This is a genomic window from Nonomuraea sp. N2-4H (genome assembly GCF_045291505.1).
Classification (GTDB): Bacteria; Actinomycetota; Actinomycetes; order Streptosporangiales; family Streptosporangiaceae; genus Nonomuraea; species Nonomuraea fastidiosa.
The window spans coordinates 6294738-6318096 of record NZ_CP147987.1 but is presented as its reverse complement, the minus strand read 5'-3'; the positions used below and the strand labels follow the sequence as shown (position 1 = coordinate 6318096).

Annotated in this window: 18 protein-coding genes and 1 pseudogene; 10 read left to right on the top strand and 9 right to left on the bottom strand. The window is 70.1% G+C overall.

Annotated elements, in window-relative coordinates:
• Positions 1-122 precede the first annotated feature (122 nt).
• The 6 genes from WBK31_RS28900 (at position 123) to WBK31_RS28875 (ending at position 6568) form a co-directional block, all read left to right on the top strand.
• On the top strand, positions 123-1112 hold the full coding sequence (locus tag WBK31_RS28900) for a LacI family DNA-binding transcriptional regulator (RefSeq protein ID WP_364060753.1): 990 nt from the start codon (positions 123-125) through the stop codon (positions 1110-1112).
• 160 nt (positions 1113-1272) lie between these two features.
• Complete coding sequence (locus WBK31_RS28895) at positions 1273-2622, top strand: extracellular solute-binding protein (protein WP_364060756.1); 1350 nt, start codon at positions 1273-1275, stop codon at positions 2620-2622.
• A gap of 6 nt (positions 2623-2628) precedes the next feature.
• Positions 2629-3495: a sugar ABC transporter permease gene (locus tag WBK31_RS28890; RefSeq protein ID WP_364060760.1), complete on the top strand. Its 867-nt coding sequence runs from the start codon at positions 2629-2631 to the stop codon at positions 3493-3495.
• Positions 3492-4427, top strand: a complete 936-nt coding sequence (locus WBK31_RS28885; protein ID WP_364060763.1) for a carbohydrate ABC transporter permease — start codon at positions 3492-3494, stop codon at positions 4425-4427. Before WBK31_RS28890 ends, WBK31_RS28885 begins: the two co-directional genes overlap by 4 nt.
• A gap of 4 nt (positions 4428-4431) precedes the next feature.
• On the top strand, positions 4432-5943 hold the full coding sequence (locus tag WBK31_RS28880) for a glycoside hydrolase family 13 protein (protein ID WP_378786727.1): 1512 nt from the start codon (positions 4432-4434) through the stop codon (positions 5941-5943).
• A 97-nt stretch (positions 5944-6040) separates the two neighbouring features.
• Positions 6041-6568 carry a carboxymuconolactone decarboxylase family protein gene (locus WBK31_RS28875; RefSeq protein WP_378786728.1) on the top strand — a complete coding sequence of 176 codons (528 nt, stop codon included), beginning with the start codon at positions 6041-6043 and terminating at the stop codon, positions 6566-6568.
• Positions 6569-6703: 135 nt separating this feature from the next.
• On the opposite strand, the gene WBK31_RS28870 is transcribed toward WBK31_RS28875, so the two are convergent.
• The 8 genes from WBK31_RS28870 to WBK31_RS28835 form a co-directional block, all read right to left on the bottom strand.
• A complete protein-coding gene (locus tag WBK31_RS28870; protein WP_406673462.1) occupies positions 6704-7627 on the bottom strand; it encodes a phosphotransferase in 924 nt (307 codons plus the stop codon).
• A gap of 65 nt (positions 7628-7692) precedes the next feature.
• Complete coding sequence (locus tag WBK31_RS28865) at positions 7693-8688, bottom strand: LacI family DNA-binding transcriptional regulator (RefSeq protein ID WP_364060774.1); 996 nt, start codon at positions 8686-8688, stop codon at positions 7693-7695.
• A gap of 32 nt (positions 8689-8720) precedes the next feature.
• Positions 8721-10091 carry a GH1 family beta-glucosidase gene (locus WBK31_RS28860; protein WP_406673461.1) on the bottom strand — a complete coding sequence of 457 codons (1371 nt, stop codon included), beginning with the start codon at positions 10089-10091 and terminating at the stop codon, positions 8721-8723.
• The gene (locus tag WBK31_RS28855; RefSeq protein WP_364060780.1) at positions 10088-10891 is read right to left on the bottom strand and encodes a carbohydrate ABC transporter permease; all 804 of its coding nucleotides are present in this window, start codon (positions 10889-10891) and stop codon (positions 10088-10090) included. The genes WBK31_RS28860 and WBK31_RS28855 overlap by 4 nt, the downstream gene beginning before the upstream one ends.
• Positions 10888-11850 (bottom strand): carbohydrate ABC transporter permease, encoded by a 963-nt coding sequence (locus WBK31_RS28850; RefSeq protein WP_406673460.1) that lies wholly within the window; start codon positions 11848-11850, stop codon positions 10888-10890. Before WBK31_RS28850 ends, WBK31_RS28855 begins: the two co-directional genes overlap by 4 nt.
• On the bottom strand, positions 11847-13142 hold the full coding sequence (locus WBK31_RS28845; protein ID WP_378786734.1) for an extracellular solute-binding protein: 1296 nt from the start codon (positions 13140-13142) through the stop codon (positions 11847-11849). Before WBK31_RS28845 ends, WBK31_RS28850 begins: the two co-directional genes overlap by 4 nt.
• Before the next feature lie 173 nt (positions 13143-13315).
• Complete coding sequence (locus WBK31_RS28840) at positions 13316-14206, bottom strand: serine/threonine-protein kinase (RefSeq protein WP_364060789.1); 891 nt, start codon at positions 14204-14206, stop codon at positions 13316-13318.
• Positions 14207-14246: 40 nt separating this feature from the next.
• Positions 14247-16076, bottom strand: a complete 1830-nt coding sequence (locus WBK31_RS28835; protein ID WP_364060792.1) for an N-6 DNA methylase — start codon at positions 16074-16076, stop codon at positions 14247-14249.
• Between the two features lie 76 nt (positions 16077-16152).
• Between WBK31_RS28835 and WBK31_RS28830 the strand changes: the two genes are divergently transcribed.
• Together WBK31_RS28830 and WBK31_RS28825 are read left to right on the top strand one after the other, a co-directional pair.
• Positions 16153-16923, top strand: coding sequence for a protein phosphatase 2C domain-containing protein (locus WBK31_RS28830; protein ID WP_364060795.1), 771 nt, complete (start codon positions 16153-16155; stop codon positions 16921-16923).
• Positions 16924-17056: 133 nt separating this feature from the next.
• Positions 17057-18016 (top strand): CHAP domain-containing protein, encoded by a 960-nt coding sequence (locus tag WBK31_RS28825; RefSeq protein WP_406675536.1) that lies wholly within the window; start codon positions 17057-17059, stop codon positions 18014-18016.
• A 22-nt stretch (positions 18017-18038) separates the two neighbouring features.
• Here the strand turns inward: WBK31_RS28825 and WBK31_RS28820 are convergent, their stop codons facing one another.
• Positions 18039-19088 (bottom strand): glucose 1-dehydrogenase, encoded by a 1050-nt coding sequence (locus tag WBK31_RS28820; protein WP_364060798.1) that lies wholly within the window; start codon positions 19086-19088, stop codon positions 18039-18041.
• A gap of 123 nt (positions 19089-19211) precedes the next feature.
• On the opposite strand from WBK31_RS28820, the pseudogene icmF reads away from it, so the two are divergent.
• A pseudogene (gene icmF, locus WBK31_RS28815) lies at positions 19212-22423 on the top strand (fused isobutyryl-CoA mutase/GTPase IcmF).
• A 349-nt stretch (positions 22424-22772) separates the two neighbouring features.
• Positions 22773-23273 (top strand): thiol peroxidase, encoded by a 501-nt coding sequence (tpx, locus tag WBK31_RS28810; RefSeq protein ID WP_364060804.1) that lies wholly within the window; start codon positions 22773-22775, stop codon positions 23271-23273.
• The last annotated feature ends 86 nt before the right edge of the window (positions 23274-23359 follow it).

Genomic DNA, 23359 nt, shown 5'->3' with positions numbered 1-23359 from the left:
CCAACCCTGCTGGTCAGTGCGGGCGCGACGAGCCCGAACCCCCGTGAGCCCCGCGCAAGGCGCGACGTCAGGTCAGCGTAAGCCGTTGCAAGCGCTTGCGCTGAAGGCCGTATAGTTTGCGCATGACACGACGACTCGCAGAGGTGGCCAAGAAAGTCGGAGTGAGCGAGGCGACCGTGAGCCGCGTGCTCAACGGCAAGCCCGGGGTGTCCGACGCGACCCGCGAGGCGGTGCTGACGGCGCTCGACGTGCTCGGCTACGAACGCCCCACCCAGTTGCGCGGCGACCGGGCCAGGCTCGTCGGCCTGGTGCTCCCCGAGCTGCAGAATCCGATATTCCCCGCCTTCGCCGAGGTCGTCGGCGGCGCGCTGGCCCAGCAGGGCTTCACCTCGGTGCTGTGCACCCGCACCGTCGGCGGCGTCTCCGAGGCCGACTACGTCGACCTCCTGCTCCAGCAGCAGGTCAGCGGGGTGGTCTTCGCCGGCGGCCTGTACGCCCAGGCCGACGCCTCCCACGGGCACTACGAGCTGCTGCACGAGCGCAAGCTGCCCACCGTCCTGGTCAACGCCGCCGTCCAGCACCTCGACTTCCCTCAGGTGTCCTGCGACGACGCGGTGGCCGCTGAGATCGCCATCGCCCACCTGCGGGCGCTCGGCCACGAGCGCATCGGCATGGTGCTCGGACCCAAGGACCACATGCCGTCGCGGCGCAAGCTGGAGACCTTCCTGGCCTCAGGCGGCGACCCCGAGCTGGTCGAGCACACGATGTTCTCGCTCGAAGGCGGCCACGCCGCCGCCACCCGCCTGGTCAGGCGCGGCGTCACCGGCGTCGTCTGCGCCAGCGACCTGCTCGCGCTCGGCACCGTGCGGGCCGCGCGCCGCGCCGGGCTCGCCGTCCCCGCCGACGTCTCGGTCATCGGCTTCGACGACTCCGCGCTGATGAACTGCACCGAGCCCCCGCTCACCACCGTGCGCCAGCCCATCGACGCCATGGGACGCGCGGCCGTGGACCTGCTGGTGGCCCAGATCGATAAGGCCGTCGTCCCCGCCGACGAGCTGCTGTTCGAGCCCGAGCTCGTCGTCCGCGCCTCCACGGCCCGCGCCAAGGTCTGAGAGCCCGCGTGACGGAGTCTCCTCCGCCCCTCCACAAAGCGTGCCAAGCTCGGAGAGCCTGCGTGATGCAGTCGTTATCTTGCAATATGAAGTCGAAATCTTGCGCCTTTCCGTCGAGGAACCTATGGTGTGGGCACCTCGCATCAAGAAGGGTCCAACCATGCAGAGATCCACCGGACTCCTGCTCGTAACCGCGTTGAGCCTCACGGCCACCGCATGCGGCTCGGGTGACGAGCCCGCCTCGTCCGCCGGCGGCGCCTCGGCCGTGTCGATCACGGTGGCCTGCCAGCCGGCCAAGTCCGCGCCCAAGGAACGCAAGGCGTGGGACGACGACGTGGCCACGTTCATGAAGGAACACCCCGGCGTGACGGTCAAGAGCACGGACCAGCAGCCGTGCTTCGACCCCAAGACCTTCGGTCCCAAGCTCGCGGGCGGCCAGATGGAGACCGCGTTCGTCGTGCCGATGACCAACTACGACGACGTGATCTCCAAGGGCCAGGCGCTGGACATCACGCCGTACACGAACCTCATCAAGAACTGGGACGACCTGCGCGCCGACCACAAGGAGCTGCTCACCAAGGACGGCAAGGTCTACGGTGTCCCCAACGTGCACTACAGCGTCGGCCTGGTCTACAACCGCGCGCTCTTCCAGAAGGCCGGGCTCAACCCCGACGCCCCGCCGAAGACCTGGGCCGAGGTGCGCGAGGCCGCGAAGAAGATCGCCGGGCTGGGCCCCGGCTACGTCGGCTACGGCGAGTACTCCGGCGGCAACACCGGCGGCTGGCACTTCACCCAGGCGCTCTACGGCCGCGGCGGCGACGTGCTGACCCCCGACGGCAAGCAGGCCGCCTTCAACTCCCCCGAGGGCAAGGCCGTGCTCCAGACCCTGCACGACATGCGCTGGGTGGACAACAGCATGGGCACCAAGCTCCTGGTCGGCTGGGAGTCGCTGATGATGGCCATGGGCAGCGGCAAGGTCGGCATGATGCTCGGCGCGCCCGACGTGATCACCGACGTGGTCACCAAGTTCAAGGGCGACGTCGACGACTACGGCATCACCGGCTTCCCCGAGGCCAAGGCGTCGCTGAGCGGCGGCGAGGCGTTCATGATCAACCCGAAGGCGACGCCCGAGCAGGCCAAGGCCGCGCTGCAGTGGCTCGACTTCCGCTACAACACCGTCGGCAAGGGCCGCTTCGACTTCGCCCGCGGCAAGGCCATCGGCAACCCGGTCGGCGTGCCGGACAACGCGGTGTACGGCGACTCGCTCACCGGCAAGGCCATCCAGGCCGAGCGGGAGAAGAACGCGACGCTGCCGGTCGCCAACTACGCGTCCTACGTGGAGGCCGCGGGCAACGTCCCGCCCAAGGCCGAGCCGCTGCATGCCCAAGAGCTGTACGCCATCCTCGACGTGCCGATGTCCGGCGTGCTGAGCCGCAAGGACGCGAACATCGACCAGTTGCTCGCCGACGCGGAGAAGAAGGCGAACGCGCTGCTGGCCTCCAAGGGCTGACCTTTCATGCGGATTCTCCGGCGCAACCTGACGGCCTACGGGTTCCTGTGCGCGGCGCTGTTCTGCTTCACGGTGTTCGCCTGGTATCCGATGGTCAGGGAGTTCATCCTGAGCTTCCAGAAGACCGACCTGATCAACGAGCCGGTCTGGGTCGGGTTCGACAACTTCAAGACGGCGATCTCCGACCCGGCCTTCGGTGAGGCCTGGCTCAACACCCTGGAGTTCACGCTCCTCGCGCTGCTGTGCGGCTACGCCGTGCCGTTCGTCGTCGCGCTCGTGCTGAACGAGCTGCGCCACGCCCGGGCCTACCTGCGGTTCGTGGTCTACCTGCCGGTCATGTTGCCGCCGATCGTCTCGGTGCTGCTGTTCCGGTGGTTCTACGACCCGGGGCCCGGGCTGTTCAACCAGGTGCTCGACGTCTTCGGCCTGCCGCCGCTCGCCTGGCTCGACAGCTCGTCCACCGCGCTGATCAGCCTGGTCATCGTCTCGACGTGGATGAACATGGGCAGCGCGACGCTGATCTACCTCGCCGCGCTGCAGAACATCCCGCCCGAGCTGTACGAAGCGGCCGAGCTCGACGGGGCCGGCATCGTCAAGCGGATCAGGCACGTCACGATTCCGCAGACCAGGATGATCCTGCTGCTCATGCTGATGCTCCAGATCGTGGCGACCATGCAGGTGTTCATCGAGCCGTACATGCTGACCGGCGGCGGGCCAGAGAACGCCACGATCACGGTGGCGTACCTGATGTTCCAGAACGCGTTCACGCTGCAGGACTACGGCTCGGCCGGGGCGCTCGGCATGATGCTCATGATCGTGCTGCTCGTCTTCGCCGCCTTCCAGCTCAGACTCACCAGGGAGGACAAGGCGTGATCTCCATCGGAGCCCGGGCGGCCGCCCGGCGCGACCGGGGCGGGAACAAGCGCGCGCCGAAGCCGATCGAGGTGCAGTTCCGCACCATCGTCTCGCCGCACCAGCTCAACAGCAGGTGGGGCAGGCGCATCTACTGGCTCGTGCTGGTCTCGGTGCTCGTGCTGTTCACGCTGGCGTTCGTCTTCCCGCTGTACTGGATGGCGACCGGCGCGCTGAAGACACCGGAGGAGCTGGCGCAGATGCCGCCCACGCTCTTTCCCGCCGACCCGTCGCCGGAGGCGTTCTTCGAGGCGTGGGACCTGTTCGACATCGGGACGCTGCTGTTCAACACCGCCTACTACTCGCTGGGCGGCTGGGTGGTCTGCATGGCCGTGGACGTGTCGGCGGCGTACGCGCTGTCGAAGCTGCGGCCGATGTTCGGCGGCGTCATCCTCGGCATGATGCTGGCCACGCTGATGATCCCGGCGATGGTGGTGCTGATCCCGCTGTACGTCACGGTCGTCGACCTCGGCCTGCTCAACAACCCGTGGGCGCTGTGGCTGCCGGCCGCGGCCAACGGCTTCAACATCTTCCTGCTCAAGCGCTTCTTCGACTCGATCCCCAGGGAGCTGATCGAGGCGGCGCAGATCGACGGGGCGGGGGCGGTACGGACCCTGCTGTCGGTGGTCCTGCCGGTCTCCCGGCCCATCCTGGGTGTGGTCTCCATCTTCACGATCGTCACCTCGTTCAAGGACTTCGTCTGGCCGCTGCTGGTCATGACGGACAGCGAGAAGATGACGATCAGCGTGGGCCTGTCGCAGACGGCCGGGGCCGTCACCCAGAACCAGGTCATGGGCGGGCTGCTGATCACCAGCATCCCCATGATCATCGTTTTCTTCATCTTCCAACGGCACATCATGGCGGGCCTGACCGCCGGAAGCATCAAGGGATGAGCGCATGTCGCAAACGTGGTGGCGGGGGGCCGCGATCTACCAGGTCTACCTGCGGAGTTTCGCCGACGGGAACGGCGACGGCGTCGGCGATCTCGCCGGCCTGCGCTCCCGCCTGCCGTACCTGAAGGACCTCGGCATCGACGCCATATGGCTCAACCCGTGGTACCCGTCGCCGATGGCCGACGGCGGCTACGACGTGGCCGACTACCGCGACATCGAGCCGGTCTTCGGGACGCTGGCCGAGGCCGAGCAGTTCATCGACGAGGCGCACGGGCTCGGCATCAAGGTCATCATCGACGTGGTGCCGAACCACAGCTCGGTCGAGAGCGCCTGGTTCAAGGAGGCCCTGGCGAACCCGGCGGCCCGCGACCGGTTCTGGTTCGCCGACGAGCCGCTCAACGACTGGCAGTCGATCTTCGGCGGCCCGGCGTGGACGCAGGTCCCCGACGGCCAGTGGTACCTGCACCTGTTCGCCCCGGAACAGCCCGACTTCAACTGGACGAACCCCGAGGTGCACCGGGAGTTCGAGGACGTGCTGCGGTTCTGGTTCGAGCGCGGCGTGGACGGCTTCCGCATCGACTCGGCCGCCCTGCTGATCAAGTCGGACACCGCGTACGAGGATCTCGACGAGGTGCACGACGTCTACCGCAGGTGGCGCAAGATCGCCGACGAGTACGGCGGCCGCGTCCTCATCGGCGAGGTCTGGCTGCCGGACCAGGAGCGCTTCGCCCGCTACCTGCGCCCCGACGAGCTGCACACCGCGTTCAACTTCGACTTCCTGTCCTGCGCGTGGGACCCGCGCGACCTGCGCAGGTCGATCGAGCTGACGCTGGCCACGCACACCCCGATCGGCGCCCCGCCCACGTGGGTGCTGTCCAACCACGACGTGACCAGGCCGGTCACCAGGTACGGCCGCGCCGACACCTCCTTCGCCCACGGCGGCGCCCTGCACGGCAGCCCGACGGACCTGGAGATCGGCTACCGCCGCGCCCGCGCCGCCGCGCTGCTCGCGATGGCGCTGCCCGGCTCGGTCTACGTCTACCAGGGCGAGGAGCTTGGCCTGCCCGAGGTGGAGGACCTGCCGGACGAGGTGCGCCAGGACCCGATGTATCGCCGCTCGGGCGGCAAGAACCCGGGCCGCGACGGCTGCCGCATCCCGCTGCCGTGGTCGGGTGACGAGCCGCCGTTCGGCTTCGGCACCGGCACGCCGTGGCTGCCGCAGCCGGAGAGCTGGCGCAAGCTGACCGCCGAGGCGCAGCGTACGGACCTGGGTTCCATGCTCAACCTCTACCGGTCGGCGCTCGCCATCCGCAGGGAGCTGCTCGGCGACGGGACGCTGACCTGGCTGCCGATGGGGGAGGAGGTGCTGGCCTTCACCCGCGACTCGGGCCTGACCAGCGTCACGAACCTGGGCGCCGCACCGGTCGCGCTGCCGGAGGGCCGGGTGGTGCTGGCCAGCGGCCCGCTGGAGGACGGCCTGCTGTCCACCGACACCACGGCCTGGCTGACCGCCTGAGCAGCCGGCGTCGCGGTCCGGCTCGACCGCCTGAGCCGGCCGTTTCAAGCGGCTGCCTGACCGCCGCCGCGCCCATGCTCCCGTTACGATCGGCGGCATGGCACGGCTGCGTCGGACACCACCGCAGGACCTGGACCCCGAGGCCCGGGCGCTCTACGACTCGATCACCTCGGGGCCGCGCGGCCGGTTCATGGTGGACGAGCATGGCGGGCTCACCGGGCCGTTCAACGCCATGCTGCTCAGCCCGCCGGTCGGCGACCCGCTGCAGCGGCTCGGCGCGGCCATCCGCTACCGCTCCACGCTGCCCGACCGGGCCAGGGAGCTGGCGATCCTCGTGGTGGCCGGGCACCAGGACAGCGCGTTCGAGCAGGCCGCGCACGAGCCGATCGCGCGCGAGCTGGGCTTCACCGACGAGCAGCTCGCCGCCCTGCGCGCCGGCGACGCGCTCCGGCTCGACGACCCGGTGGAGGCGGCGGTGCTGCGCGTCGCCCGCGCCCTGGTCACCAAGGGCGACCTGGACGACGAGGAGTACGCGCTGCTGGGAGAGCGCGAGCTGTTCGAGCTGACCACGCTGGTCGGCTACTACACCACGCTCGCGCTCCAGCTCCGCGTCTTCCGCGTCTGACCGCGACCCGGCCCGGCGATAGCCGGGTTTCCGGCGCATGGCGGGGCAGGGGAGAAGATCCCAGCGGTCCGGCGGTGGGGCGGTCCGCGGCGGTCCGGCGGTGGGGTGGTTCGCGGCGGTCCGGCGGTGGGGCGGTCAGCGGGTTTCGCCGGTCGGGTCGCGGAGCCAGGCGTCCAGCGCCGCGCGGGCCTCACCGGCCCGCTCGGGGAACCGCAGCGCCCAGAGCAGCACCCACAGCGTGCCCTGCAGGCCGCGCGCCGCCAGGCACGCCCGCAGCAGCGGATCCTCCGGGTCGGCGCCGTACGCGCGCACGGCCGCCCGCCCGTCCAGCCGCCTGGTGCGCAGCAGGCAGGCGAGGTCCCACGCCACGGGCGCGGCCATGCACTCCTCGAAGTCGTTCCACCGCAGGCCACCCGGCGTCGCCAGCAGGTTGCCCGGGTGCGCGTCGCCGTGCACGACCTGCGCCTGCGCCGCCGCGCCGGAGAACCGCTCCGCCAGCTCGGCGTGCGCCTCGCGCAGCCGCGCCAGCGTTCCGGGGTCGAGGGTCGCCGAGAGCAGGTCGAGCAGCCGCAGCGGCTCGTCCAGCACGGGCCCGAGCAGCGGCGGCCCGCCGGGGTGGCCGCGCAGCGCGGTGTGCAGCTCGGCCAGCATGCTCCCGAACGTCGCGGGCGTCACCTCGCGCTCCGGGTCGTGCTCGGCGTACGCCCAGAAGGAGAGCGTCACCCCGTCGCGTACGTGCGGCCCAGGCGGCAGCAGGTCGCTGGGCGGGACCACCGGCGCGCCCGCCTCGGCCAGGAACGACACGACGGAGAGCTCGCGCGCCAGCGCGTCCTGCGGGCGGGCCCGGCCGAGCGCGGTGACGGTGGGCACCCGGGCCACCACGGGCGCGGGCCGCAGGTGGACGCGGACGTTGAACGAGTCGTTGAGCACCACGGGCTCCCGCACCCGCACCCCGTGCTCCTCGGCCACCGCGACCGCCGCCGCCACCGCCGCCTCGGTGGACACCGGAACGGCGGCCACGGCCGCATCGGCGGCCCCGGGCACATCGGCTTCCGGCACGGCCGCACCGCCTCCTGGCACGGCGGCACCGTTGTCCCGCACGGTCACCTCGGACATCTCGCCGTTCAGGCCGACTCCCTGATCACCAGCTCGGTCGGCAGGATGACCGGGTCGGTCGGCCCGCCCTCGAACAGGTTGAGCAGCAGGCGCACCATGGCCGCCGCCTGCTCCGCGATCGGGTGGCGGAGCGTGGTCAGCGGCGGCTCGGTGTATTTGGCCGCCTCGATGTCGTCGAACCCGACCACCGCCACGTCGTCCGGCACCCGCCGCCCGGCCTGCCGCAGCGACTGCAGCGCCCCCACCGCCATGAGGTCGTTGGCCACGAACACCGCGTCGAGCTCGGGGTCGTCGCGCAGCAGCTGCCGCATCGCGACGGCCCCCGACTCGCGGGTGAAGTCGCCGACGGCCACGATGGAGCGCCGGTCGGAATCGCGCAGCACGTTGCGGTAGCCGGCCAGGCGGTCCTGACCGGCGATCATGTCCTGCGGCCCGGCGATGGTGGCGATCCTGCGCCGCCCGCTCTCTACCAGGTGGCGTACGCCCGCCTCGGCCCCGCCGACGTTGTCGTTGTCGACGTACGGGATGTCGACCGGCACCGCGGGCCGCCCGTAGGAGACCACCGGCACCCGCAGCCGCGACAGGGCCGACGGCAGCGGGTCGGCGCCGTGCATGGACAGCAGCATCACGCCGTCGACGTGGCCGCCGGCGATGTAACGCTCCACCCTGGCGTGGCTCTTGGGCGAGGACACCAGCATGAGCACGACCTGCTTGTTGACGGCCTCCAGCTCCACCGACGCCGACCTGATCGCGGTGGAGAACATCGGGTCCTCGGAGAAGACCCGGTTGCCCGGCTCGCTGACGACCAGGGCGATCGAGTCGGTGCGCTGGGTGACGAGGCTGCGCGCGGCGGAGTTGGGGACGTAGCCCAGCTCGTCGATCGCACGCAGCACGGCGTCGCGGATGTCGGGCGCGACCGTCGTCTGCCCATTGACGACGCGGGAGGCCGTGGCACGCGAGACACCCGCCCGGGCGGCGACCGCCTCCAGGGTCGGGCGTCTCATGACTGCACCGATAGGAAGACCACGGTAAAAATCTACAGGCCGTTCCTGACGATCACGTCCCTGTACCAGAACGCGCTGTCCTTGGGCAGCCGCTCCTGGGTGGCGTAGTCGACGTGCACGATGCCGAAGCGCCGCCGGTAGCCCTCGGCCCACTCGAAGTTGTCGAGCAGCGACCAGACCAGATATCCGCGCAGGTCGACGCCCGCCTCGATGGCCCGGTGCGCCTCGCGCAGGTGCCCGTCCAGGTACGCCACCCGGTCGTCGTCGTGCACCCTGCCGTTCTCGACGACGTCGTCGAAGGCCGCGCCGTTCTCGGTGACCATGAGGCCGACCTGCGGATAGTCCTGCGAGAGCCGGATGAGCAGGCGGGACAGGCCGTCGGGGACGATCGGCCAGCCCATCGCGGTGGTGGGCGCGTCGGCCTCGGCGAACCTGACGCCCTCCGAGCCCGGCCACGCGGGGTCGGCGGGCAGCCCGGGACCGGCCTCGACCACGCACGGGTTGTAGTAGTTGATGCCGATCAGGTCGAGCGGTGCGTTGATGAGCGCGAGGTCGCCGTCCCGGATGTGCGCGGTGCCGCCGTTGCGCTCGGCCGCCGCGACGACCTCGTCCGGGTACCTGCCGTACACGGCGGGGTCGAGGAACTGCCGGGTCAGCAGCGCGTGGACGCGGTCCACCGCGGCCGCGTCCTCCTCGCTCGCCACCGCCGACGGGTCGTTGACCTGTGCGGGGGTGAGCACGGGCGCGGAGTTGACGACGAGCATCACGGCCCCCGCACCAGAATCGCGCAGCCGCCTGGCCGCGAGCCCGTGGCCGAGCAGCAGGTGATGGGCCGAGCGCAGGGCCTCGGCGGGGTCGCGGCGGCCCGGCGCGTGCACGCCGTTGCCGTAGCCGAGGAACGCCGACACCCACGGCTCGTTGAGCGTGGCCCAGTTGCGGGCACGGTCGCCGAGCCGGTCGTGCACGACCTGGGCGTAATCGGCGAACCGGTACGCGGTGTCGCGATCGGTCCACCCGCCCCGGTCCTCGAGCGCCTGGGGGAGATCCCAGTGGTAGAGGGTGATGTACGGCGTGATGCCCGCGGCCAGCAGCTCGTCCACGAGCCGGTCGTAGAAGGCCAGGCCGCGAGGGTTGATCGCTCCATGGCCGTCCGGCTGGATGCGCGGCCAGGCCACCGAGAACCGGTAGGCGCCCAGCCGCAGCTCCCGCATCAGGGCGACGTCATCGCGGAAGCGGTGATAGTGATCGCAGGCGACGTCGCCGGTGTCGCCGTCGGCCACGTTCCCGGGGGTGTGGGAGAAGGTGTCCCAGATCGACTGGCCCCGCCCGTCCTCCTTGACCGCCCCCTCGATCTGATAGGAGGCCGTGGCGGCTCCCCAGACGAAGTCCTCGGGAAAGATCATCCCTTAACAGCTCCTTGCATGATTCCGCCGATGATTTGCTTGCCGAACAGCGCGAAGACGGCCACGAGCGGCAGCGTGCCGATCGCGGTGCCCGCCAGGCCGAGCACGTAGTCGTTGACGTAGCCGCTGGCCAGCGTCGACAGCGCCACCTGCACGGTCGGGTTGTCCGGGGTGAGCACGACCAGGGGCCAGAAGTAGTCGTTCCACGCCGACATGAACGTCAGCATGCCCAGCACCGCCGCCGCGGGCCGCGCGGCGGGCAGCACGACGTGCCAGAACAACCCCCAGGTCGTGCAGCCGTCCACCCGGCCGGCCTCCAGCAGCTCGGTGGGCAGCGCGCGCTGGAGGTACTGCGTCATGAAGAACACGCCGAACGCGTTGACCAGCGCGGGCACGATGAGCGCGTAGTTGGTGCCGGTCCACTCCAGCTTCACCATGAGCATGTAGAGCGGGATGATGCCGAGCTGTGCGGGGACCATCATGGTCGCGACCGTGATCACCAGCATGATGTTCTTGCCCCTGAAGCTCAGCTTGGCGAAGGCGAACCCGGCCAGCGTCGAGAAGAACATCACCGCGATCGAGATCGAGCCGGCCACGATGACGGAGTTCAGCAGCGCCAGCCCGAACGGCACGGTGTCGAAGACGCGGGCGACGTTGGCGAAGAAGTTCCCGCCGGGCAGCAGCGGCGGCGGCACCTGGGCCAGCGCGGAGTTGTGCCTGGAGGCCACCACCACGCTGTAGTACAGCGGGAAGGCCGAGAAGAACGCCACCGCGATGAGGGTCAGGTAGCGCAGCCTCATACCAGACCGCCCTTCATGCGACGGGTGATGAGGAAGTTGATGCCGGCGACGATCACCACGGCGACGAACATCAGCCAGGAGGCCGCGGAGGCGTAGCCGAAGTCGAACGTCGAGTTCGCGAAGCCCTGCTCGTAGACGAACAGCGCCAGCGTCTGGAACTGCCGGTCGGGCCCGCCCGTCGCGATGCCGCCGCCGCTGCCGCTGCTCTGGCCGAACAGCATCGGCTCGGCGATGATCTGCATCGCGCCGATCGTCGAGACGATGACCACGAAGATGATCGTGGGCCTGATCATGGGGATGGTGATGCGGCGGAGCTGGGTGAAGCTGCTCGCGCCGTCGAGGGTGGCGGCCTCGTACAGGTCGCGCGGCACGGCCTGCATGGCCGCGAGGAAGATCAGCGCGTTGTACCCGGTCCAGCGCCACATGATCATCACTGAGAGCGCGACGTGCGAGGTGGCGGTGCCCGCCGCCCAGTCGATGTGGCCGACGCCGAACCAGGACAGGATCCAGTTGATCAGGCCGAAGTCCCGGCCGAAGAGCTGACTGAAGATCACGACCACCGCGACGACGCTGGTGACGTTCGGCAGCAGCAGCGCCACGCGGAACAGCGTCTGGAACCGCAGCCTCCTGTTGAGCAGGTGCGCCAGCCAGATGGCCAGCGCGAGCTGCGGCGCGGTGGACAGGATCCCGATGGACAGGGTGTTGAACGTGGCGTTCCAGAAGTAGGAGTCGCCCAGCAACGTCGTGTAGTTGCCGAGGCCGATGAACTCCTGCGTCTCCGACAGCAACGTCCACTCGTGCAGGCTCACCCAGGCCGTGTAGACCAGCGGGAAGAGCCCGAAGGCGCAGAACAGCAGGAAGAAAGGGGCCACGTAGGCGTACGGCGACACCCTCATGTCGAGGGTGTGCCGCACGCTGCGCCTACGCCTCTGCGTGACCGCGAGAGGAAGAGAGCTCATTTGATCTTCTTGACGTCCTGGAGCACCTGGGCCCACGCCTCGTCGGGCGTCTGCTTGCCCTGCTCGACCCGGCCGAGGCCGTTGCCGATGACGGTCCGTACGTCGGCCTCCTTCGGGCCGAGGTGCTGCGGCTTGAGCGCCTTGGCGGCGTCGGAGTAGATCTTGCCGATGGGGGCGTCACCGAAGAACGGCTTGGTGAAGTTCTGGATCGACGGGTCGTCGTACAGCGACGGGATCGACGGGAACGTGCCCTCCTCCTTGAAAACCTTGGCCTGGTTCTCCTTGGAGGTGAGGAAGTCGATCAGCTCGGCCGCCTCCTTGGGGTGCTTGCTCTGCTTGGGCACCATGAGGTGCGAACCGCCGCTGTTGCCCGAGCCGCCGGGGACGGCCGCGATGTCCCACTTGCCGGCCGAGTCCTTGGCCTGCTCCTGGATGAAGCCGGTCATCCAGGCGGGGCAGATGATCGTGGCGAACGAGCCCTTGGCGAAGCCGGTGTTCCACGGCGGGGAGAAGGCGGCCAGCTTGGCGGTCAGGCCCTCCTGGGTGAGCCGGTTGGACAGGTCCCAGGCCTTCTTCACCTCGGGGTTGGTCTCGACGATGATGTTGTCCTGCTCGTCGTACAGGCCGACCGGGGCCTGGTTGACCATGGCGCGGAAGATCTCACCGGGGGAGTCCACGAACTTCGCGCCGGGCACGTTCGCCGCGGCGAACTTCTTGCCGGTCTCGATGTAGTCCTCCCAGGTCGGCCAGAGCGCCGAGACCTTGTCGCGGTCGTCGGGCAGCCCGGCCTTCTTGAACAGGTCCTTGCGGTAGCACATGGCCAGGCCGCCGACGTCGGTGCCGAGGCCGAGCACCTGCTGCCCGTCCTTGCTGAGGCCCTGCTGCCACTTCCAGTCGAGGTACTCGGACTGGCGCTTGTCGAGGCCGTACTGCTTGAGGTCGACGAACTTGCCGGGCTGGGCGGTGAAGGTGCTGATGTAGCCGACCTCGACCGCGACGACGTCCCCCGCACCCGCGTTGGTGGCCAGTCGCTTGACCAGGTTGCTGTGGTGGTCGTTGAACTGGGTGACGTTCTCGACGATCTCGATGTTCGGATGCGTCTTCTTGTATTCCTCGTAGAGAGGCTGGAAGCCGAAGTCGCCGAACAGGTCGACGGTCAGCTTGATCTTCTCGCCGGGCTTGGCGCTCGACTCGGCCGCGGTGCCTTCGCCTCCGCCGCCGCAGGCCGTCGCCAGTGCGAGGACGGACGCGGTGAGCAGGGGCAGGCCGAGCCGCCGGATGCGAGGGGCCATCGAAACCCTCCTGGGTCTCCGTGCAAAGTGGTGACTGAGAGAGCGCTCTCTCAAGAGATTCGCGGCGCTCACATGGCTCTGTCAACGGAGGTTACATAACGATGGTGTTATTCGAGAGAGCGCGATCTCGCGAGGTCGGCGGGGTTTCGCAGCTCGCGTGCGACGGAACCGGTTCAGCCGGTGAGGGCGCGGCCGGCCATCCTGGCGTACATGCGGCCGGGGCTCGGGTCGGTGGTGAGGAAGCCGGGCAGCATGGGCAGCCCGACCGCGAACGGGTCGAGCCGCTCGTACAGCTCGTCGGCGTCGGCGGGGCGGTCGTCGGGCTTCTTCTCCAGCAGTTGCGCGAGCAGCTCGCTCAGTGGCTCGGGCAGCCCGGGAATGGTCGGAGGGCGCTCCTTGACCTGCTTTTCGAAGACCACGTAGTCGGTCGGCCCGGTGAAGAGCTGCTCGCCGGAGAGCATCTCGTGCAGCACGCAGCCCAGCGAGTACAGGTCGCTGCGCGGCTCGGTGATGCCGTGCTGGATCTGCTCGGGCGCCATGTACGCCGGCGTGCCGAGGATCTGCCCGATCCTGGTGAAGGTGGTGACGTCGGGCTCCCTGAGCATCGCCAGGCCGAAGTCCAGCACCTTCACGCTGCCGTCGGGGCAGAGCATGAGGTTGGTCGGCTTGAGGTCGCGGTGGCAGATCGACAGGGCATGCGCCGCCGACAGCACCGCGCACGCCTGCGCCGCGATCGCCGCCGCCCACGGCACCGGCAGCGGCCCGTGCTCGTGCACCACGTCGGCCACGGTGACACCCTCGATGAACTGCATCACCTGGTAGAGCCGCTGCTCGTGGGTGCCGAAGTCGTAGAGCACGGGGGCGCCGGGATGCTCCAGCCTGGCCAGGATCCTGGCCTCCCTGATGAACCGGCGCTCCAGCTCGTTGTCGGGCCCGCTGGGCAGGCGCAGCAGCTTCACCGCCACCCTGCGGTCGAGGTGGCGGTCATGGCCCGCGTAGACGGCGCCCATGCCGCCCTGACCGAGAGGAAGGTCGTCGAGCTCGTAGCGGTCACCGATGACCATAAACCCCCTCTCCCGCAGCCTTCCGGAGAAAACTACACCGTCAGGACTGCGGGTGCAGGTGGCCGTCGGCGAGGCCGTCGAGACCCAGCCGGATCAGCGTGTGCCCCAGCGTGGAGGTCTCGCGGATGGCGTCCTCCAGCACGGCCAGTTGCCGGAACGCCGCGCCGTACGCCTTCTGCTCGCGCAGCGACAGCCGGGGCAGCTTGGTGCGGCGTACGTCGAACCTGCTGGAGCCGGTCGTCACCCGCCCGCCGGCGGCCCGCAGGAACCCGGCGAGGAAGTCGGGGTCGAGCCTGCGTCCGTCCACGCGGTAGAGCGTCAGATGGGGACCTAGCACCGCGCCGCCGTCGGCCATCACGCGTACGGCGGAGTAGGAGGCCACGACGTCGCCCGGCTTGATCGGGACCAGGCCCTGCTGCATCGTCGTCGAGCCGGACGGCGCGCCGCCGTTGAGCAGGTCGTCGGAGGTCAGCACCGGGATGTCACCGCCGTCGGCGGCCATCTTGGGCGGCGCCTGCGAGGCCGTGACCAGGCCCTCCTTGATGAGGTCGCCGAGCGTGGTTGCGGGCTGGTCGAGCGGCTGGTCGAGCACCTTGAGGTCGGGCGGCGGCACCGCCGTGGCGGCGAGGAAGCGGTCGCGCGCCTCGGCGAAGGCCCGGCCCACGTCGTCGCGCCGCTGGTGGCGGGCCGGGGTCATGTCGACCTCGTCGGCCAGCAGGTCGATGATCCGCACGGTCTGGTCGCAGCGGTCCTCCATGTACGCCTGCCAGGCCGGCTCGACCGCCGACAGGTCGGCCGTGGCGTCGAGGATCAGCACCTCAGACGGCGGGCGCTCACCTGCCGCCGGGCGGCGCAGCAGCCACAGGTCGCTGCCCGGCAGCGCCACGACGGCCCGCAGCGCGCCCGCGCGCAGCAGGTTGGCGCGGATGCGGCGGCCCGCCTTGCGGCTGGCGGCGGCCGGCGGCATCAAGATGGCCACCAGGCCGCCCGGCTTGACGTGGGTGAGGCAGTGCTGGACCCAGGCCAGCTCGGGCTCGCCCCTGGGCGGCAGGCCGTACTCCCAGCGCGGGTCGCCGGTCAGCTCCTCATAACCCCAGGCCCGCTCGCCGAACGGCGGGTCGCACACCACCGCGTCGGCCCGCTCGCCGGCGAAGCCGTCGCGCCGCATGGAATCGCCCGGCACGATCGTGGCCTCGACGCCGCGCAGGCGCAGCCGGGAGGCGGCGATGGCGGCCGAGGTCTCGCTGAGCTCCTGGCCGAGGATGCGCGAGGCGCGGCTGGAGGCCAGCAGCAGCGTGCCCACGCCGCACGCGGGGTCGAGCACGGTCGCGCCCTCGGTGCCGACCAGCCGGACCATCAGCCCGGCGATGTCGTCGCGGGTGACCGAGAGCCGGCGCGAGTGCGCTTCGAGATAACGCTCACACAGGAACTCGTACGCGCGCAGCGGCCCGAGCTCCCTGCCCAGTTCGAGTATGAGGTCGGTCAGCTCGGGATCGAGCGTTACGGGGCCGTCGTGACCTGCGCTTTCACCGCCGGGACCGGCGTCGGGCGACGGGCTCTCGCCGTCGCCCGCGACCTGGGCCGCCTTGGTCAGCAGCGCTCCGGCCTGGGCCACCAGCTCGCCCAGATGCAAATCTCCCGCCGCTTTCAGGCGTTGCCAGGCACGATCTCCCAGGGAGACCTGGTAGGACTTCCCATAGCGACGTAGCCATGACTCGACCTGCCGCAGCGAGAACAGCGGCTGATTGGCGGTGCCGCCGATGGGCTGGGGGAAGTCGTCGTGGCGACGGCGCCAGTTGCTCACCGCGGCCCGCCCGACGCCGGCGAGCCGGGCGATGTCCCCGGCGTTGACGGTCGGGTCGTGGCTCATGGAGCCCACAGTAGTTCACAGGAGTCTTCAGCGCATCTGCTTGTGAAGTCTTTCAACCAATGATTTACTGCAGGGTATGAAGCACAACATCCGCTATGCCGCCGGATCAGACGTGGGCCGCCGCCGGGAGCAGAACGAGGACTCCGGCTACGCGAGCGGCCGGTTGCTCGTGGTGGCTGACGGGATGGGTGGACACGCGGCCGGCGAGCTGGCGAGCTCGGCGGTGATCGCCGTCATGCGCGAGCTGGATGCCACGCTTCCCGAGACGGGCTCCGACCTTGAGGCGGCCCTTGAGGGCGCCGTGCACGAAGCGGGGCGCAGGCTGGTCGAGCTGGCCGACATCGACCCGGCGCGCAGAGGGATGGGCACCACGGTGACCGCCATGCTCTGGGACGGCTACCGCTTCGCTCTGGCTCATCTCGGTGACTCCCGCGGATATCTGCTTCGCGACGGTGCTCTCTACCAGATGACCAAGGATCACACACTCGTGCAGTCGATGGTGGACGAAGGGCGGATCACGGAGGACCAGGCCGCCGTCCACCCCCGCCGGTCGATGGTGCTGCGCGTCCTGGGCAGCGAGGGCAGGGCGGAGCCGGACATGGCGCTGCGCGAGGCCGAGCCTGATGACCGCTACCTCCTTTGTTCCGACGGGCTCACGACGGTGCTCGGGCCCGAGGTTCTGCACGAGGTCCTGACCACGGTGGCAGAACCTGCGGCGGCCGTCCAGCGGCTCATCGATCTCGCCAACGAGGGCGGCTCGCCCGACAACGTGACCGTGATCGTGGCCGACGTGGTCGCGCCGGGCGCGGGCGATGTGAACGTCTACCGCGTGGGCGCCGGCTCCTAAAAGACGTAGTAGGCCGTCACATCCGTCCCGGGAGCAACACAACCGAAATTTCGGCTCATAGGACGACACTTTCCAGGTGACCCGCGCGCTTCCGCGATGGCGCTACTACAGTCCATCGTGATTCGCCTGTCTTCTGGGAGGAGTCACTCTGGACCCGATCGCGGACAAGCTGCTGAAGACGGTTCGGCAGGAACTCGGATACAAGGAGAAGAAGGGCCAGTACACCAAGTTCGGCCAGTGGTACGCCGATCGCGTCCAGGACAGCCAATACCGCGACGCGCCGTGGTGCGACATGTTCCTCGCCTGGGCCGCGAACAAGGCCGGCGTCTCCGAGTACGTCGGGGAGTTCGCCTGGACGCCCTCCCACGCCGCCTGGTTCATCCAGAAGGGCGCGTGGAGCAAGAAGCCGGAGCCCGGCGCGCTCGTCTTCTTCGACTGGCGCGGCGGCAAGAGCTACAAGGGCATCGACCACGTCGGCATCGTCGAACGGGTGGCCGGCAAGAAGATCCACACCATCGAGGCGAACGTCGACCGCGTCTGGCTCAAACGCAAGGTCAGAGAGACCGACAAGGTCGTCGGCTACGGCATTCCGCGCTTGGTCAAGGCCAACGCCGATCTGAACGAGATCCGCTCGACCGAGCAGCCCTTCATCTCGCCGCCCAGATCGCAGACGGGGCAGGGCTCGCCGCTCGACTTCTTAGGCACGCCGGTCGCGTTACTGGCCGCGATGGTGCTCACCACGATCGTCCTCTCCCTGCGGCTGACCCGCCGCCGCGGCGCACACCGCCGGCTCTCCTGGCCGTGGTTCGCGCGTTCCCGCTCCTCCTCCGCTCAAGACGTACGGCGCGTCCCGACTCCCAGGAATCCCTTCGCGGGCGAAAGTCCCCCCGAGCGCAGGCCCGCCGGCTCCCGGCCCAGGACCGCGGCGCCGCCCCAGACCTTCCAGACGTCCCAGATCGTCCGGCCCGCCCAGACCGCCCGTCCCAAGCCGCAGAGCGCCCCGCAGGCCGCCCGTCCCGCGCGTACGCGGGTCGCCGCCGGATCCGTGCCCGAGCCCGCCTCCAGGCGGCGCAGGCCGTACGAGCGGAGCTGAGGCCCGGTCTGAAGGCCCCGCGTCAGGCCGTCAGATCGATCACCGCCTTGACGTCCTCGGCCGGCTCGAACGCCTCCAGCGCCCGCGTCAGCGGCACCCGCCGGGTGATGAGCCGTCCCAGCCACTCCCTGTCGGCCTCCGCCAGAGCCGCCGCCGCGGCCCGGAAGTGCCGCAGGTTCGCGTTCACCGTCCCGAAGACCACGTCGTTCTCCAGCACGATCTCCCGGTTCATCACGCCCGCGTCCACCCGGTGCGCCCGCCCGCCGGGAGCCAGGCCGCACAGGCACACGATGCCGGCCGCCGCCGTGGTCGTGAGCGAGTCGATGACGAGCTGCCCGGCCCCGGTGCACTCGATGATGATGTCCGGCTTGGCCTCTCGGAAGTCCTCCAGCGTCGAGGACGAGTGGTAGATCGCGCCCAGCTCCTCTGCCAGGCTCGACTTGAGCCCGTGCGGTGAACGGTCGAGCACGTGCACCTCAAGGCCGCGCTGCCGCCCGAGCAGCGCCGCCAGCAGCCCGATCGGCCCGGCCCCCGTCACCAGCAGCGTGCGCGGCTCGAACCAGGCCCGCGAGCCGATCCGCTCGATCTGCTCCCACGCCTTGGCCACCACGGAGGCGGGCTCCACCAGCACGCCGAGCTCGCCCAGGGCGGGATCGACGCGGACGGCGTAGGCGGCCTCGATGGTCCACAGTTCGCTGCCGAAGCCGTCGAGCTCCTTGATGCCCCGCTCGGTGTAGCGGCCGTTACGGCACATGTCGAACTCGCCGCGCCGGCACGCGCCGCACGGCTCGGGGTCGGGGCGGCGTACGACGCCCACCACCAGGTCGCCGGGCGAGAACGCCGAGCCGTCCGGCGCGCGCAGCACCCGGCCGAGCGACTCGTGCCCGATGACCATCCGCTCTTCGCCGGGCGGCGGCCAGCCGTAGTCGCCCTCTGCCAGCTCCCTGTCGGTCCCGCAGATGCCCAGGGCGAGACCCTGGACGAGCAGCTCGCCCTGGCCGGGCTCGGGGTCGGGCACCTCCCGCACCTCCAGCGTGCCCTTGCTCCCCGGCACGAACGTCAGCGCGCGCATCGCGTCACCTCCTGCCAGCCCCTTACCCCGGACACTGTCGGGAAATAGTAGGACGTCCTAGTATCAAGAAAGTAGGACGTCCAATTATCTGGGGGAGAAGCCTCCACGAAGGAGTGATCAGGCGTGCACGTCCCGGTACACCCCGTCCGCTTCGTGACCGCCGCGGCCCTGTTCGACGGGCACGACGCGGCGATCAACATCATGCGGCGCATCCTCCAGGCCCAGGGGGCCGAGGTCATCCACCTCGGGCACAACCGCTCGGTCGACGAGATCGTCACGGCCGCCATCCAGGAGGACGTCCAGGGCGTGGCGATCAGCTCCTACCAGGGCGGGCACGTCGAGTTCTTCACCTACCTGGTCGAGCTGCTGCGCGAGCGCGGCGCGGGCCACATCAAGGTGTACGGCGGCGGCGGTGGCGTCATCGTCCCCGAGGAGATCGAGCTGCTGCACTCGCGCGGCGTCGCGCGTATCTTCTCGCCCGAGGACGGTCAGCGCTACGGCCTGCCCGGCATGATCAACCAGCTCATCCAGGAGTGCGACGTCGAGCTGGGCGACCCGCCGCAGGCCGAAGCCGTGATGGCGGGCGACCAGGCGGCGCTGGCCCGCGCCATCACCCTCATCGAGAGCGGCAGGGCCCCCGCAGAGCTGCTGGAGGGCATCAGGAACGCCACCGACCGCCGCGCGCCCGTCCTCGGCATCACCGGTACGGGCGGCTCCGGCAAGTCCTCGCTCACCGACGAGCTGGTCCGCCGCTTCCGCATCGACCACGACGACAAGCTGCGCATCGCGATCATCGCCATCGACCCCACCCGCAGGCGCGGCGGCGGCGCGCTGCTCGGCGACCGCATCAGGATGAACAGCCTGGGCCCGCAGACCTACTTCCGCTCGCTGGCCACCAGGGGCGCCGCCAACGAGGTGCCCGCCTGCATCGACGACGTCATCGCCGCCTGCCGGGCCGCCGGCGATGACCTGGTGATCGTCGAGACGCCCGGCATCGGCCAGGGCGACGCGGGCATCGTGCCGCACGTGGACGTGCCGATCTACGTCATGACGCCGAGTTCGGGGCGGCCTCGCAGCTCGAGAAGATCGACATGCTCGACTTCGCCGAGGCCGTGGTGATCAACAAGTTCGAGCGGCGCGGCGCCGAGGACGCCCTGCGCGACGTGCGCCGCCAGCTCGTACGCAACCGCGAGGCGTTCGGCGTCTCGCCCGAGGACATGCCGGTCTTCGGCACCATCGCCGCCCGCTACAACGACACCGGCGTCACCGCCCTCTACCACCACCTCAAGCCGCTGCTGCCGACCGGCGCCTCCGGCCCCGGGCTGCTGCCCAAGGTCGAGGGGCGCACCTCGAAGGTCGCCGAGGCCATCGTGCCGCCGTCCAGGAGCCGCTACCTGGCCGAGATCGCCGAGACCGTGCGCGCGTACCACGCGGAGACGCGGGCGCAGGCCGAGGTGGCTAGGCGCAGGCAGCAGCTCGCCGCCGTACGCGAACTGCTGGGCGAGGACGCCCCCGAGTCGGGCCGGCTCGCCGAGCTGGCCGAGCAGGCCGAGCGCGAGCTGAGCGACGAGAGCCGCGCGCTGCTCGACGCCTGGCCGGGCATCAAGGAGCGCTACTCCAACGACGAGCTGGTGGTGAAGATCCGCGACCGGGAGATCCGCACGCCGCTGTGGCGCGAGACGCTCTCCGGCAACCGCATCCCCCGGGTCGCCCTGCCGCGCTACACCGACCACGGCGAGCTGCTGCGGTTCCTGCGCGGCGAGAACCTTCCGGGCATGTTCCCGTTCACCGCCGGCGTGTTCCCGTTCAAGCGCGACGACGAGGATCCGACCAGGATGTTCGCCGGCGAGGGCGACCCGTTCCGCACCAACAGGCGCTTCAAGCTGCTCTCGGAGGGCCAGCCCGCGACCCGGCTGTCCACCGCGTTCGACTCCGTCACCCTGTACGGCCACGACCCCGACCCGCGGCCCGACATCTACGGCAAGGTCGGCACCTCCGGCGTCTCCATCGCCACCCTCGACGACATGAAGGTGCTCTACGACGGGTTCGACCTGTCCGCGCCCAACACGTCGGTGTCGATGACGATCAACGGCCCCGCGCCGACCATCCTCGCCTTCTTCCTCAACACCGCCATCGACCAGGCCAGAGACCGCTTCCGCGCCGAGCACGGCCGCGAGCCCGACGAGCGCGAGGACCGTGAGCTGCGCGCCCGCACCCTCGCCACCGTCAGGGGCACCGTGCAGGCCGACATCCTCAAGGAGGACCAGGGGCAGAACACCTGCATCTTCTCCACCGAGTTCTCGCTGCGGATGATGGCCGACATCCAGGAGTGGTTCATCCGCAACAGCGTCAGGAACTTCTACTCGGTCTCCATCTCCGGCTACCACATCGCCGAGGCGGGGGCCAACCCGATCAGCCAGCTCGCGTTCACGCTGGCCAACGGGTTCACGTACGTGGAGGCGTACCTGGCCAGGGGCATGAAGGTGGACGACTTCGCGCCCAACCTGTCGTTCTTCTTCTCCAACGGCATGGACCCCGAGTACAGCGTGCTCGGCCGGGTGGCCCGCCGCATCTGGGCCATCGCCATGCGCGAGCGGTACGGCGCGGGCGAGCGCTCGCAGAAGCTGAAGTACCACATCCAGACCTCCGGGCGGTCCCTGCACGCCCAGGAGATGAACTTCAACGACATCCGCACCACGCTGCAGGCGCTCATCGCCATCTACGACAACTGCAACAGCCTGCACACCAACGCCTACGACGAGGCCGTCACCACGCCGTCGGCCGAGTCCGTGCGCCGCGCCATGGCCATCCAGCTCATCATCAACCGCGAATGGGGCCTGGCCAAGAACGAGAACCCGCTGCAGGGCTCGTACATCATCGACGAGCTGACCGACCTGGTCGAGGAGGCGGTGCTGGCCGAGTTCGAGCGGCTGTCCGACCGCGGCGGCGTGCTCGGCGCCATGGAGACCGGCTACCAGCGCGGCCGCATCCAGGACGAGTCCATGCTGTACGAGACCCGCAAGCACGACGGCTCGCTGCCCATCATCGGCGTCAACACCTTCCGCAACCCCGCCGGCTCCGACGACTCCGATCCGCACAAGCTGGAGCTGGCGCGCGGCACCGAGGAGGAGAAGCGCTCCCAGCTCGAACGGCTGCGCGCCTTCCACGAGCGGCACCGCTCCGAGGCGCCCGCCCACCTCGCCCGGCTGCGCGAGGCCGCCATGTCGGACGGCAACGTCTTCGAGGTGCTGATGGAGGCGGTCAGGCACTGCTCGCTCGGCCAGATCACCGACGCCCTCTTCGAAGCCGGCGGCCAGTACCGCCGCAACGTCTGACCGCACCCACCCCGGCCCGGCCCGGCCCTGCCCGGCTTGCGCCGCCCGGCCTGCGCCGCCAGGTCCGCCCGACCCGGTCAGCGCCGCCCGCGCCGACCGGGGCGGTGCGCGCGGGCTCTGATCAGGGGCGTTCGCGTGGACCGGTTTGCGGCGTTGGCGCGGGCCGGAAAGGGCGGTGCGCGTAGGGTCGAATTCGCGGCGTTCGCGGTGGCCCCGCCGGGCGGCGCGAGGGGCGGCGGCGCAATCATCGGCGGGCGGTGGCGGGCTGCGGCGGGATCACCGACGACGGGCGCCGATAGGATCGCGCTGCTGGGCACGATCTCGGCACCATCGCTAACAGGAGGTTTTCATGTCCGACGTCACGTTCAAGGGCACCCCGATCACGGTCGGCGGCACCTTCCCGCAGGCCGGCGACACCGCGCCCGCGTTCCGCCTGGTGGGCAAGGACCTGTCCGAGCGCACGCTCGACGACTTCGGCCAGAAGACCAAGGTGCTCAACATCTTCCCGAGCATCGACACGGGCGTCTGCGCGGCCTCCGTGCGCCGCTTCAACGAGATCGCCGCCGAGCACCCCGACGTGGCCGTGCTGTGCATCTCGGCCGACCTGCCGTTCGCCCAGGGCCGCTTCTGCGGCGCCGAGGGGCTGGAGAACGTCACCACGCTCTCGCTGATGCGCGGCCGTGAGTTCCTCACCGACTACGGCGTGGCGCAGGAGTCCGGCCCGCTGGCCGGTCTCGCCGCCCGCGCGGTGATCGTGCTCGACGGCGACAACAAGGTCGTCTACTCCCAGCTCGTGCCGGAGATCACTCAGGAGCCTGACTACGACGGCGCCCTCGCCGCCCTCAAGTGACCCCGTCGCGGTAACCACCCGAGCCCGCCTGCCCGTTTGAGAGAAGCAGGCGGGCTTTCCACACCCCAGCCTTCCGGCCGGGCCTT

Coding starts and splice junctions, on each gene's coding strand:
- WBK31_RS28900 (WP_364060753.1), top strand. CDS start 123: ATGACACGACGACTCGCAGAGGTGGCCAAGAAAGTCGGAGTGAGCGAG.
- WBK31_RS28895 (WP_364060756.1), top strand. CDS start 1,273: ATGCAGAGATCCACCGGACTCCTGCTCGTAACCGCGTTGAGCCTCACG.
- WBK31_RS28890 (WP_364060760.1), top strand. CDS start 2,629: ATGCGGATTCTCCGGCGCAACCTGACGGCCTACGGGTTCCTGTGCGCG.
- WBK31_RS28880 (WP_378786727.1), top strand. CDS start 4,432: ATGTCGCAAACGTGGTGGCGGGGGGCCGCGATCTACCAGGTCTACCTG.
- WBK31_RS28875 (WP_378786728.1), top strand. CDS start 6,041: ATGGCACGGCTGCGTCGGACACCACCGCAGGACCTGGACCCCGAGGCC.
- WBK31_RS28865 (WP_364060774.1), bottom strand. CDS start 8,688: ATGAGACGCCCGACCCTGGAGGCGGTCGCCGCCCGGGCGGGTGTCTCG.
- WBK31_RS28860 (WP_406673461.1), bottom strand. CDS start 10,091: ATGATCTTTCCCGAGGACTTCGTCTGGGGAGCCGCCACGGCCTCCTAT.
- WBK31_RS28855 (WP_364060780.1), bottom strand. CDS start 10,891: ATGAGGCTGCGCTACCTGACCCTCATCGCGGTGGCGTTCTTCTCGGCC.
- WBK31_RS28850 (WP_406673460.1), bottom strand. CDS start 11,850: ATGAGCTCTCTTCCTCTCGCGGTCACGCAGAGGCGTAGGCGCAGCGTG.
- WBK31_RS28845 (WP_378786734.1), bottom strand. CDS start 13,142: ATGGCCCCTCGCATCCGGCGGCTCGGCCTGCCCCTGCTCACCGCGTCC.
- WBK31_RS28840 (WP_364060789.1), bottom strand. CDS start 14,206: ATGGTCATCGGTGACCGCTACGAGCTCGACGACCTTCCTCTCGGTCAG.
- WBK31_RS28835 (WP_364060792.1), bottom strand. CDS start 16,076: ATGAGCCACGACCCGACCGTCAACGCCGGGGACATCGCCCGGCTCGCC.
- WBK31_RS28830 (WP_364060795.1), top strand. CDS start 16,153: ATGAAGCACAACATCCGCTATGCCGCCGGATCAGACGTGGGCCGCCGC.
- WBK31_RS28820 (WP_364060798.1), bottom strand. CDS start 19,088: ATGCGCGCGCTGACGTTCGTGCCGGGGAGCAAGGGCACGCTGGAGGTG.
- tpx (WP_364060804.1), top strand. CDS start 22,773: ATGTCCGACGTCACGTTCAAGGGCACCCCGATCACGGTCGGCGGCACC.